This is a genomic window from Frankia sp. Mgl5, from assembly GCF_023242985.1.
Lineage (GTDB): Bacteria > Actinomycetota > Actinomycetes > Frankiales > Frankiaceae > Parafrankia > Parafrankia soli.
In genome coordinates this window covers 1-12,079 of the sequence record NZ_JALKFY010000666.1, presented here as the reverse complement: position 1 = coordinate 12,079, position 12,079 = coordinate 1, and the positions used below count along the sequence as shown (strand labels likewise).

At 65.1% G+C, this 12,079-nt stretch carries 9 protein-coding genes and 3 pseudogenes; 3 read left to right on the top strand and 9 right to left on the bottom strand.

Going from position 1 to position 12,079, the window contains the following annotated elements:
• Positions 1 to 71: 71 nt before the first annotated feature.
• From MXD62_RS22115 to MXD62_RS22075, 9 genes and pseudogenes are all read right to left on the bottom strand, one after another.
• Positions 72 to 536 (bottom strand): annotated as a pseudogene (locus MXD62_RS22115) (transposase); the annotation flags it as partial.
• A gap of 59 nt (positions 537 to 595) precedes the next feature.
• Positions 596 to 820 (bottom strand): annotated as a pseudogene (locus MXD62_RS22110) (transposase); the annotation flags it as partial.
• Between the two features lie 437 nt (positions 821 to 1,257).
• Positions 1,258 to 1,743, bottom strand: coding sequence for a hypothetical protein (locus MXD62_RS22105; RefSeq protein ID WP_248831398.1), 486 nt, complete (start codon positions 1,741 to 1,743; stop codon positions 1,258 to 1,260).
• 1,039 nt (positions 1,744 to 2,782) lie between these two features.
• A complete protein-coding gene (locus MXD62_RS22100) occupies positions 2,783 to 4,039 on the bottom strand; it encodes an ABC transporter substrate-binding protein (RefSeq protein ID WP_248831397.1) in 1,257 nt (418 codons plus the stop codon).
• A gap of 385 nt (positions 4,040 to 4,424) precedes the next feature.
• A complete protein-coding gene (locus tag MXD62_RS22095; RefSeq protein ID WP_248831400.1) occupies positions 4,425 to 5,246 on the bottom strand; it encodes a response regulator in 822 nt (273 codons plus the stop codon).
• Positions 5,247 to 5,323: 77 nt separating this feature from the next.
• Complete coding sequence (locus tag MXD62_RS22090; RefSeq protein WP_248831396.1) at positions 5,324 to 6,685, bottom strand: alpha/beta hydrolase domain-containing protein; 1,362 nt, start codon at positions 6,683 to 6,685, stop codon at positions 5,324 to 5,326.
• On the bottom strand, positions 6,685 to 7,227 hold the full coding sequence (locus MXD62_RS22085) for a TetR/AcrR family transcriptional regulator (RefSeq protein ID WP_248831395.1): 543 nt from the start codon (positions 7,225 to 7,227) through the stop codon (positions 6,685 to 6,687). The genes MXD62_RS22090 and MXD62_RS22085 overlap by 1 nt, the downstream gene beginning before the upstream one ends.
• 276 nt (positions 7,228 to 7,503) lie before the next feature.
• Positions 7,504 to 8,820, bottom strand: coding sequence for a pentapeptide repeat-containing protein (locus MXD62_RS22080; RefSeq protein ID WP_248831394.1), 1,317 nt, complete (start codon positions 8,818 to 8,820; stop codon positions 7,504 to 7,506).
• A gap of 50 nt (positions 8,821 to 8,870) precedes the next feature.
• Positions 8,871 to 9,074 carry a hypothetical protein gene (locus MXD62_RS22075; RefSeq protein ID WP_248831393.1) on the bottom strand — a complete coding sequence of 68 codons (204 nt, stop codon included), beginning with the start codon at positions 9,072 to 9,074 and terminating at the stop codon, positions 8,871 to 8,873.
• Positions 9,075 to 9,717: 643 nt separating this feature from the next.
• On the opposite strand from MXD62_RS22075, the pseudogene MXD62_RS40825 reads away from it, so the two are divergent.
• The 3 genes and pseudogenes from MXD62_RS40825 to MXD62_RS22065 form a co-directional block, all read left to right on the top strand.
• Positions 9,718 to 9,966 (top strand): annotated as a pseudogene (locus tag MXD62_RS40825) (helix-turn-helix domain-containing protein); the annotation flags it as partial.
• A gap of 276 nt (positions 9,967 to 10,242) precedes the next feature.
• Positions 10,243 to 11,262, top strand: coding sequence for a WD40 repeat domain-containing protein (locus MXD62_RS22070; protein ID WP_248831392.1), 1,020 nt, complete (start codon positions 10,243 to 10,245; stop codon positions 11,260 to 11,262).
• Between the two features lie 252 nt (positions 11,263 to 11,514).
• Positions 11,515 to 12,079: IS3 family transposase (locus MXD62_RS22065; RefSeq protein ID WP_368862432.1), on the top strand; the 565-nt coding region annotated here is incomplete at its 3' end.

Genomic DNA, 12,079 nt, shown 5'->3' with positions numbered 1-12,079 from the left:
TGCCGATGCGACGCACCATGGCGTTCTACGGCGTGCACTCCCTCCCGGTCGCCTGGAACTGATCATCATCGGTCCTGGGGCGGGCGGCGGGGCGGCCCCCGACGGCCACGAATCGGGGGGATCGCCTCGGCCAGCCCGATGAGCTGGGTGACGTCGTGCCGGTTCCCGCCGGTCACGAGCGCGGCGAGCGGAACCCCGCTGGCGTCGGTGATCAGGTGGTGTTTGCTGCCGGGGTGGGCTCGGTTGACCGGGCTCGGACCCGTCTGGTCCCCCCTTTTAGCGCGTGGATGTGCGAGGAGTCGACCAGCGCCCGGTGCAGGTCCAGCAGGCCGGCGGCGTTGCACTCGGCGAGCAGCCGGGTGTGCAGCTCCTGCCAGCCAGGGCACGTCGTTGCGCAGCACCCACAGGATCCCGTTCAACGCCGCCCGGTCATCGATCGGACGCCGTCCCGGGTAGCGGAACCGCCGCGGACGGGCCGGGATCAGCGGCGCCAGCCGTGCCCAGACCTCATCGCCGACCGTCTCCTGATCGTCCATGACACTGAGCGCTACCCACCGATCCGCCCACCATGCCCCTGTTTAGCACCCTTTGTGAAACCGGTTCTTAGCCCGTTGTACAAGGCCCCGTGGCTGCGACGCCGCTCTGGGGCCAGTATCAGGTCGGCCGGGTTTCTGACCGGGTCGTCGGTGCGTAGTACCGCGTCCGCCGCCTCGAACATTGCGTCCGCCCGGCGGATCAGCAGCTCATGGAACCCCTGCCGGAAGCAAGACAGCCTCCTCAGAGCCTCGGGACGAGCTGTTTCGTCCTGCGCAACGCCTATCTCGGGATTCGCTTCAATCACGATTTCCTTTACGATCACGACCGTCCAACGGTCGTTGCGCACCGTAGTGATACCCCGATCCACACCACTTATCACGCATTGTGACACCTGTAGGTTGAACGGTAAGTTTCTTAGATACGCGACGCTGTTGCGTGCAAGGTTAACGCTTTCGCTCGCACTTGGCAGACGGAGAGTCGATGGCGACCTGTCCCCGGTTGCGGCCGGCGCCGTGGTCGACCGGTCCAGGCTCTGGGGCCCAGCCCGTACGGAGGCGGGCGCGAATATCCCAGCATTGGTCAGCGCGGCGTAGGACACCGACTGGAATTCCCGACCAGCAGGTGCTCTGCGATCCGGCGCAGAGGGCCCACATCGCGTCGCTGACCTAGACGAGCTCACCAGCGCCGCCGCCATAAGCCCGGTGCAGCAGCGCTGCTCCGTCACCGGTCACCACCATCCCAGGCTAGACCTGTGCCACCCTCGGCGGGCTCAACCGGTGATGGCAGGCAGTTGCGGTCGGGGTAGTAGGCGGGGTCAATACGTGGGTCGGGTCCACTGTCCCAGCCGTTCCCGAGGGCGACGAGGTGCCCATCGGGCCAGCGGTGGCGGTCCTCGGCGATCGAAACCGTCTGGACGAGATTGAGGCCGACCTGGGAGTCATCCTGTCGAAGCGGATCGAAGCCGTTGTCGTAAACCAGGAAACGACCATGGCCGTCACGAGCGAGGTGTAGGTCACCGGGGTCAGCAACCACGATCACTTTGGTGACCCTGCCACCTCGACCGTCCACGTCCGACTGCACCTGTACGAACACTGGCGCCTGGTATTGCACCCACCGCACCAGCGACCCACCGGCGGAAGGCGGATTGCCCTGTGCCCCACCGACAACCGGCCTCACACCGTCTACCTGCTCGAGCTTTTTGGACATAGTTATATATTTCACCTCATAATTGACCCGCACCACTGGTCCGATCCGCTACGACCGGCACCCGCTGCGACCTAGCCGCCGGCGACGCCCTGGAACTGGACTCTGGCGCAAGTTCCGTGATTGTGGTTTGGATCTTTATTGGTCGGCGAGCTCACGGGTGCGGAGCAGGTCTGGGTTCGCTCGTCCAAACATTTGACGTTTGATTATTTTGATGCAACATGACCCCCTGCCCTCCGGCCTGGCCGGAGCTCCACGCGTGGGTGACACCGGCGGCGACCGCGTCCCAGCCGGAACGCAGGCCGGTGGCGTAGCCGCGTAGCGCAGGCAGGGCGCATGCCTCGGCCCACTGGACCCATGCTTCCAGCGCTGCGCCGCCGCGGCGATGGACGAGTACGTCGGCGAAGGAAGCGACCCGTTCGCGGGCGGAGAGTCGAGGTCGGGGCAGCCGTCGCACAGCTCCTTGAGTCGGATCTTGTCGACGTCATCGACGTCATCGGGATGGCGGGATGGCGGGTGATCGATCGGGTGACCTCGCGTCGGATGAGGTCCACGGGGAGCTGGGCCGCCGAGCGGCCCGCGCGGAGGTGGATCGGAAGCGGCGAATGGTGCGTTCGCTGACGACGGCACCGCGCTCGCGCAGCTCCTGGTGGAGCTGGCGGGTGCTGGTGACACCGGCGTTCCACCGGGCGGTCAGGTAGACGGCATGGCGGTCCAAGGTGCTGCGTCGTTCCGTAGGAACACCGTTGATCAGCTCGTCAGAGGTGGTCGCACGGGCGAAGCGACGCACAGTCTTGCGGTCGAGCCAGAGTCGCCCGGCGATCTGAGAATGGGGTAGCCCGTGACAAGCAGCGTGTGCACGCACCACCCATTCAAGATCTTTACCTTCACCGAACTTGCCATGGCAGTCTGATCACGGCACCAGTCGGGGGGAGCAGAGCCCCCTGCCACGGCCCTCAGCTTCACCCGTAACCAACCACACCCCGCGGCACTCACACGCGCTGACTGAAAGTCACGCGGAAAGGCTCGCTTCTCTGTCTCCTTACCGACTACGGCCGGTTGACGTGGATTCATTTCCCGGCGGCAGTGATTCCGAACCGTTGGAGCAGAGTCGTTGATGTACGACGTCGAACGCGGTGCCGGTGGAGTTGACACGGACGAACGCGAAGCAATCGAGGGGCTGGGTAGAGTTGGTACTTAGGTCGACAGGCGAGATCAGACCGTCCGCGTCATAGTCGGTGACACTCCGTAGGGCCTTGATAAACCCTTCACGGGTTGGGCAGGTGCCAGCTAGGTCAAGTCCGTGTAGGAACAGGTCGGTGTATATGTAGGCGAGCATGGCGAACTGCTGGTCGGGTTCGATACTTTCAGGCGCGTAGAGTGTCATTGCATCGCGGTAGCGGTCGATGGCTGGACCTCCCGCCTCGAACGGACGAAAATACACGGGGATCGACACACCAGCTAGCGCTTGGCCGAATGCGGGAAGAAGGGCTTTGTCATAGCCGGTCAGGGAAACATCGACGTTCAGGCGTAGGCTCGCGGCACGAGCTGCCTGCACGATTTCAGCAAGATCCTCTGGCGCGGTGAAGCCGATCAGGGCATCGGCGTGGATAGCCGCAAGCTGGTGGACGATGCGCTGAGGGCTGTCGCTACTGCTCGTGTACGGAATGGGATCGGTCGCGGCGAGCCCGAGAGCGCTGAAGGCATTTTTGTACTGCGTGATGGTCTCCATGGTTAAGGCTACAGTGCCGGTGGTAACAACAGCGATTCTCGTCCCACCGTGGGCCTGGATATAGCGGGCGACCGTTCCCGGAGAGGGCATGTAGAGGTGGGAAAAAAGGTTACGATACCTATTCCAAGACGGAAGCGCGATACCTACCACGGGGATGCCCTGCGCGTCGAGACGAGCCAGTGAACCTTCGAGCGAGGCGGTAGCTGCCACGAGACCGAACACGGATTCTTGTTGCACAAGATCCTGAGTGGCCAGCGCGTTCTGTGACGAGGAACTCGCGTCATCGCGCCACTGGTAAAAAATCCTACGACCGTGGATGCCACCTTCAGCGTTGGCCAGGTTGATCCGAGCATCCACCCCGGACCGGGCCGAGGAAAGTGCAGTACTACCAATACCCGAATCAGAGAACACCAACCCCAGTTTCACCTGGTCGGAGGTGACTCCCGGGCTGTCACAGCCAACCGCCACCGGTCGCCGCTTCCCACTGCCCGGCAAAGTACAGCCAGCCACAACAACGACAATTGCAACCGACACTATCCATCGCATCGACAATCTACCAAAAATCATCGCTTCTCCATGGGATAGCGAAGAGTAGCGACCAGAAATATCTATTTCGCTACTCTGTAGAGTACATTATGCGCGCCTTGCCGCGCCTGTCGCCGTATTCGGCTGCCCGGGCGTCGACGCGGGCCTCCGGACTCGCGCAACACACGAAGGGGTATTCAAGGAAGTGGACCGGGTCCCGGCGGTACCAACCTTAACGATTCGAGGCTCCGCCAAGCCCACCACACATAGATAGGAACCCTCGCTGTTTTCTCTGCAGGACTACCGGAACCTCTCCGCGCGTACCGAGATTGGGCATGCCATTCTCCCTCTCCGGCACGGCGTTCACGGATTCCTCGCACATCGCCTCACCCTCGTTCCGGACGCACCATAGTCAGACCCTGACCCTTCAAGATCGGCAAGGGGAGAGACTACCAGAATCTTTTCGGGCCCCCTGACCCATATGAACGGTTTCAGGTCCTTGATCCCCTGCCCGCCAACAGTAGAGGTGCTCCGGGCGTCCAGGCCGGCCATAACGTTGGCGGCGGATTGCCAGCCGTTCCTGGGCCAGCCGTTCAAGGTAACGTCGGGCGGTTACTCGGGAAATGCCTAATGTTCTGGCAACATCGTCCGACGAGACCGGCGTGGATGCCGCACGCAGGCACGTGACGATGGCGTCGAGTGTCGCCGTGGTCAGGCCCTTCGGGGCCTTTGGCCGCGCCGTGGGGTCTGGCGACAGCATGGCCAGAGCGGAATCGATCTCGTGCTGGCCTATCTGACCGGTGGCATTATCCGCGACCTGCTGTCGGAATAGCGCATACCGGTGGAGGCGGGCCCGGAAGTCGGCAAAGTCGAAAGGCTTCACCAGGTAATGAATGACTCCGTAGGAGACGGCTACTCGGACTGTTGCAAGTTCACGGTCGGCGGTGACGGCGATTATGTCCGGCCCCGCGTTACGGGACCGAATTGACCTACATACTTCGAGGCCAGCCATATCGGACAGGTCAAGGTCGAGTATGACCAGATCATACGAGTTGTGGGTAAGTAGCCGTACGGACTGGCTGCCAGTGAGAGTCACCGCACCAACGGCAAATCCGGAGATCTTCTCGATGTTCATCCTGATGGACTCGGCATACGACGAGTCGCCACTGACGACCAGGGTGTCAATCTGGCTTTTTGGTGCGTACCGCGCTCCGGTGGGGTGAGGGCGGCAGACGTATGATGTTGGCATGAACGCGCAGCCTTTCAGCCCGGCAGGTGTGTCCGAATTTGCCTGTACGGCGGAGGGCAATGACCTGCTTCGGGCACTCAGTGGATGCGATCTGGTTGTGCGTAGGCGAGCAGTGTGGCTCGGTCGGCGGCCAACGCGAAACCAGCCTCGATGGTCTTGTCGACCGCGGCTGTATAACGTTGCAGATAGGTGTCCCTCGTGGGGTAGAGCATTGCGATACGCGTGACCGACAGCGGTTTCGTCGAGCCGAACAGTTCACAGAGCACCGAGGCATTCACTGCGGGGACACCGGACAGGACATCGACCGGCACGGCGACGGGTGGGGTACGTATGCCGCCTTCGGCGATGCCATCGATGTTGCGGGCGACGCCGGGACTGCCGCCGGAGGTGACTGTGATCCGCGGCGCGGTGGGCGGTGGGGTCCCGGCCTGGACCCAGGTCTCGAGGGCACGGATCGCGGCCTTCACCACGATGTGTGTCGGTGCGTTGTTGACTGGCACCCCGCAGTCGAGCGCATTCACGAACGGGCCGAGCGCGTGGGCGTCGGCGTGTGCGGCTCCGGCCACCTCCCAGAGGCGGAACCGGCTGCTGTCATCCTGTCGTGCCCGCAGGGAGTTCAGGACGACGGTGAGGTCGCCCTCGGTCTGGACGTCGAGCACGGGCACGCCGGTATCGCTTCGGATGAGTGCCGGTGTGGTCGCGGCGATGTCGGTGAGGCTGGCGGACTGGCCTGGCCCGACGAGCGGTAGGGCACCGCTGCCTCTGCTGTGGACCAGGAAGCCGTCGAAGGCGTATCCATCCCTGGGCTGGTCGAGCGACTCGTATCGGGCCGGATCGGCGCCCCGAAGGCCGGTTGTCGTACTGCCGGCAGCGGACGCTGTGAGTGCGTCCCCGCCCATCACGCCGATGCGCTGGGCCGAGACACCCACCCAGACGTCACCGTGCCGCATCAGCTCCTCGTGGGTGTTGTACCACTCGACGTCCGAGTCGACGCCGGAGCTGACATTCAGCCATTCGATGACCACGGTGCCGCTGACGTCCCGCGCATCCGCCGGACGCCGGACGAGAACCCGGGTGCGGTAGGCGGCAGCATCGGCGGGCTGGAAAGCCCAGCGGCCGTCGCGGCTCAGCGCACCCTGTGGCCGGTAGGACGTCGCGGTGCCCGAGGCTACATATTCGTTCTGGATGTAGCCGGGCCCGGTCAAGCCGACCACCACCGGCGAGCCCATGTTCACCCCTTTGCCGCCGGTGAGCTCCTGTAAGTCGGCCGCTGGCCCCACTGGCCGCGGCGCGGGTGTCACGGACGTCGTCGGCTTCCGCGGTGCGCCGTCCGAGCAGCCCGCCACCATCGCGGTGACGGCGAGCAGGCAGCAGAGCAGCGTCGCCCCCGGCCGACCCGGTGCGAGCCCTCGGCCGCGGGCGCTCCTGTCAGCGGGCATCAACCCGGCCCTCCCGCTGTGATCATCAGTTCGGGTGAAGGTTCACGGAGGGCGACGGCGGACAGCATCCGGATCAGCCGGTCCGCAAACGCCTCCGGGTCGAGGGGATCGGGCCCGTCGACCACCCACGAAGCGAAAAGGAAGGACCACCCACCGACGGCGAACCCGGCAAAGTCCTCGACGAGATCCGGGGCGAGCGACCCGTCGGACATCCGAACCACCAGTTGCTGCCCGAACGGAGTGACGAGACCGTGCAGGGTCCTGGCCAGACCGAATGCACACGACCCCATCAGCATCGCCCGGTAGAAGGACCGGTACCGCGTGAAGTGCCGGGTCGTGACCAGCACTCGGAGGTGTCCGCCCTCAGGCTCCTGGGTGATGTCGGGCAGAAGCTCCCGCGCCAGAAGATCACGTGCAGCCTCCAGGAACAGGGCGTCACGATCACCAAACTGCAGATACACCAGTTGGCGGCTGACATCCGCCGTCTCCGCGAGGTCAGACACCTTGATCGCTGTCGTGCCCTGCTCTGCCACCAAGGTCACGGCGGCCCGCATGAGCGCGGCGCGCGAACGGCGGACCGCCGGTCACCAACCCAGGCAGGCGCGTACTGCTCAACATCCACCCCGCAATTATGAACAAATGCCAAAAAATGGACAAGTGTCAAGCTGGATCTAATTCGATCCGGATCAAGGCTGCCGGGTGGCAGCCGGGGCTCGGGCACTCCCCGTCCAAGCCGGTGGCATCGTGGGGGCAGGCGCGTTGCACTGGACGTATCGGCGCCGGCGCACGGCGCACGGCCAGGTCGTGCGGCGCCTCCCTCACACAATCACGACCTTCGGAAGGATCGTGTGGTGATAGTCCCGGGAGGACAGGGCGTTGTCCTGCCCCGCCAGCACCTCCGGATGCCACTGTCCGACGACCTGGTGTGGGTCTGCCGGGCGGTACTCGTCAGCCTCGGCCGAGGTCCACAAGGCCGGCCTCGTTAGTTCCGGCGGTAGCCGCGTCCACCCGTCGCCGTATGCCGCGTCGATCTGATCCTGGACCAGCCCCACCGCAGTGATGAGGTTCGCCCCGCCCAGCCAGGCGCGGGTCAGGTCCGCCTCGGTCAGCCAGGCGCGGGTCAGGTTCGCTCCACCTAGCGATGCGCCCGTGAGATCCGCGCCGTCCAGCCAGGCGCGGGTCAGGTTCGCTCCGCTTAGCGATGCACCGGTGAGATCCGCGCCGCCTAGCCGGGCGCGGGTCAGGTTCGCTCCGCCCAACCAGGTATAGCTGAGGTTGGCCTCGTTCAGCGAGGCGCCCGTGAGATCCGTGCCGCCCAGCCGGGTGGCAGTGAGGTCCGCCCGACGCAGATGGGCGTGGCTGAGGTCTGCTCCGGTGAGGTCGGTGTTGCTGAGGTTGCCGTAGCTGGCCTGTATGCAGTGCAGGGCGGCGGGACCTGTCAGCTTCGCACCGCTCAAGTCCGCGCGGGGGACACCGTCGAGGACGGACAGGCGCCCCAGAACCGTCACCGCGGCGTGGATGTCCACGGCAGGGCGCAGGGGAACGGCCGGACCGGACACGGCGGGCCGCAGCGTGGGGTCCGTGCTGCGGGTGCGGATGAAGGCGGAGAGGACCTCGACGACCGCGCGCTGGTCACTCGGTGAGTCCATTGCGATCCGCTCCAGGGCGTAGATCCCGCCAAGGCGAGTCGTGTTGTTCTCGCTGCCGAGCCGGTCGACCGCGCGGCCGAAGAACTCCCGGGCACAAAAGTGGGCGTTGCTGTCCTTTTCTCGGATGCCCGCTGTCCATGCCTGCGCGTACGCTCGGCGCGTCCCGTCCGCGGCGACCCGGTAGCCGGCCAGCGTCGCCAGCGTGACCGACGCAATCAGCAACACGCACGCCGCCATCGCCCGAGTCTCCGCTTCTCCGCCGAGGCCAGAGGGGTGCATCGAGGCGCGTAGGTAGAAGATCCCCACCGTCGCCAGCGCGGCCCCCGACGCCGCGGCCCCGGTAGCGACCCGCAACCGCCGCCCAGCGATTAGATACTCCGCTCTCCTTTCAGTAACCTGAAAGTCGCGCTTGGCAGAAAAATACATACTAGTTCCCCGCTGACGCCGAGTCGATCCCGACACGTATGACCTTTCCGGATCCTGCATCGGGCATATTCCTTCCGGACGCTCTCTTCCCCAGGCCCGCCGGGGCGGACTCAATCCGACTCCCGAGGCTCGACCGCGTACAGATCGATAGTGGTCAGCGCTGACACCTGGCTGCCGGCGACCGGCTTCTGCGTCACGACCACCCAGCGCGACCCGACGGTCCGCTGCCCGCGCCAGGCTGGATCATCGATGGCACTGGGTAATAGCGAGGGGAAAAGCACGCCTTCCGCCGTCCGCAGGTCCAGGCCGACCACGTTGGGGACAACGACCGTAGCTCGGGTGGCTCTGATCGGGGCGGCATCTGAAGGGAGTGAAGGGACAGCGGTCTGGGCGTATCGGTGTAACAGCTGTGGTATCTGGTCCGGCGCATTCGTACTCGCTCCCGGCGTGACCTCCGAAGCACCGACGCCCGCCGGCCTCTCGGACGGACCAGGAAGATTCGCCGCTGCCAGGAGCGCCAGAAGGATTCCGCCGACGACGATCGCGAGCTGCTTCCAGACCTGTCGCAGGCACGACGACGGGAGTCGCGGCCATTCTTTCACCAGTCCGCCCTCCAGCCTAGTTTGATTGTCATTACAGATTGCATTTCTTAACTCCCACGCACCGTTTCTGTCAGCTCAGAGAATCAGCCGCTTCGACAACGATCCACCGGGACCCAATCTGAGCTCTCCGATTCTGGAAGTAGGATCGTAAGCCCCAGGGCCATTTGATATGCCGCGCCTCAACGAGGATTGGGAGAGCCTCGCCCGCCGACGGTTTCAGTAGCGTCGCAGAGCCACCTGGTATCTGACAACCGGGCTAAGCTGGGTTGGGGTCCCGGGACATCGGACCGGCTGTGACCTGCGGAAATGCAGCGCACTGGGACGCGGAGATCCTCGGACACCCTCCATCGGTAGCATGCTGGCCATGACTTCACCACGGGATGGGGATCTAGGGAAACCCGTCAGGACGGCCTCATCCTCCGAGGAGCTGGGTGAACTCCTCTCTGCACTCAAGCAGCGCAGCGGTCGGAGTTACGAATGGATCGGCCGAAAGGTCAACGCGGGTCGATCCACAGTGCAGCGCTACTGCACAGGCCAGTCCGTGCCAGTAGAGTTCGGCACCATCGAACGCGTCGCGCGAGTATGCGGCGCTGACGGGGACGAAATCGCACGCCTGTTCAGACTCTGGGAAACTGCGGCGTCGATCTCGACGAGCGCCGGCGTCGAACTTCCCACCGTAGGAGGCGACCATGAGCACACCGATGCTGTTGAAGGCACCGAGGGCTCACCCCATCCTGGCTCTCTGGCACCACCAGCACCCGCAACCGCGGACGACTCCGCACCAAGAGCAGCCACACAGAATGAGCACAGCCGGTTTCGCGGCGCGCGCATAGCCGGCTGGAGGTGGAGCCGCCGGAGTATCTCCGTCACGGCTATCATCGTGGTGTTGTTCTCCAGTGTGGTAGGTATCGTTCTCGTTCTCGCCATGATTCTCGGGCGTGAACCCGGCGTCCGGCCGCTCGGGCACCCGTTGGCCGACCAGAACGGCTGGGCGTTGTCCACCGCGTTCTCCCCCGACGGGAAATTAATGGCTAGCAGTAGCAGGAAAGGCGGAGTGTGGTTGTGGGACATGACCGACCCCGCCACGCCCGTCCGGATCGATCCTGCCCTAACCGGCCCACGCGACGGGGTGACATCACTGGCGTTCTCGCCAGATGGGCGTATTTTGGCCGGTGGCAGCTGGGACGGATCCATATGGCTGTGGGACACAGCTGACAGCGGGGCTCCCCAGCCGGCCGGTCGTGCGCTGACCGACGACTCGGGACCGATATGGTCGGTGGCGTTCTCCGCGGATGGCCGCACGCTCGCATCCGGCAGCGACGACACGACGGTGCGGCTGTGGGACATGACTAACCACGCCAGACCGTGGCAATTCGCGCGACTGAGCAGCGACATGGAGTTCGTGACATCGGTCGCTTTCTCCGCGGACAACCGCCTCTTGGTCGCCGCCGGCTACAGCAGGACCATCGCGATCTGGGACATGGCCGACCGTGGGGCCCCTAAACGACTGACCCAATCCCTGCCAACGCCCGCCACCACGTACGTGGCCGCCTTCTCCCCCAACGGACGACTCCTTGCCACCGGGAGCACCGATGGCTTGGTGCGGCTTTGGGACCTTGCCGTTCCGGAGGACCCCCACCCGATCGGGAGACCGCTCACCGGGCATACCAACCGCGTCTGGTCACTCGCGTTCTCCCCGGATGGCAGCACTCTCGCCAGCAGCGGGTTCGACAACTCCGTGAGGCTGTGGGACGTGAACGACCTGTCCAACCCGGAGCCCATCGGCGCGCCACTCACCGGCTACCAGGGCTGGGTTCTCTCGGTGCGCTTCTCCCCGAACGGCCGCGTGCTGGCAAGCACCAGCAGCGACAGCACCATCCGCCTATGGTCGCTACCCTGAACGTGTGGGGCTCCAGAACTCCGATTTGGGCGGTGACCTGCGCGTTTGTCTGCCTGACTGGGCCCGTGTCGGGCAGGCTGGATGCTCATGGTGTGATCCCTGCTCTACGCCCTGACACGCAACGCTCTCGGACTGATGCTGCTCCGGATCCGTGGGGACACCGCGAAGGAGGTAGAGCTCCTCGTCCTGCGACATCAGGTAGCGGTGTTGCGACGGCAGGTTCACCGGCCGACGCTGGAACCGAAGGATCGGGTGATCCTCGCAGCCCTGTCCCGGCTGTTACCCCGAGCCCGCTGGGACAGCTTCTTCGTCACCCCGGCCACCGTGTTGCGCTGGCACCGCGACCTCCTCGCACGAAAATGGACCTACCCGCGCAAGACACCCGGACGACCACCAGTCCGCCGGGAGATCCGCGATCTGGTCCTGCGCCTCGCGCAGGAGAACCCGACCTGGGGCCACCGCCGGATCCAGGGAGAACTGATCGGGTTGGGCTACTCGGTCGGGGTCGCCACCGTCTGGCGGATCCTGCACCGCGCCGGCGTCGACCCCGCACCCCGTCGAGCCGACACCTCCTGGCGTACGTTCCTGCGCGCCCAGGCCTCCGGCCTGCTGGCCTGCGATTTCTTCACCGTGGACACCGCGTTCCTCCAACGGATCCACGTGTTCTTCGTCGTTGAACACTCCACCCGCCACGTTCACGTCCCCGGGGTCACGAAGCAGCCGACCTCGGCCTGGGTCACCCAGGTGAGTAGCCGGGGGGAATCGCACCCCCCGGCTCTCGCAGAACCGGGCGTAAACCTCTCGGTTTACCCGGCTC

Bases quoted from the DNA above. Each gene is read 5' to 3' on its own strand.
- MXD62_RS22090 (WP_248831396.1), bottom strand. From the start codon at position 6,685: ATGCCCGCTGACAGGAGCGCCCGCGGCCGAGGGCTCGCACCGGGTCGG.
- MXD62_RS22095 (WP_248831400.1), bottom strand. From the start codon at position 5,246: ATGCCAACATCATACGTCTGCCGCCCTCACCCCACCGGAGCGCGGTAC.
- MXD62_RS22100 (WP_248831397.1), bottom strand. From the start codon at position 4,039: ATGATTTTTGGTAGATTGTCGATGCGATGGATAGTGTCGGTTGCAATT.
- MXD62_RS22080 (WP_248831394.1), bottom strand. From the start codon at position 8,820: ATGCAGGATCCGGAAAGGTCATACGTGTCGGGATCGACTCGGCGTCAG.
- MXD62_RS22105 (WP_248831398.1), bottom strand. From the start codon at position 1,743: ATGTCCAAAAAGCTCGAGCAGGTAGACGGTGTGAGGCCGGTTGTCGGT.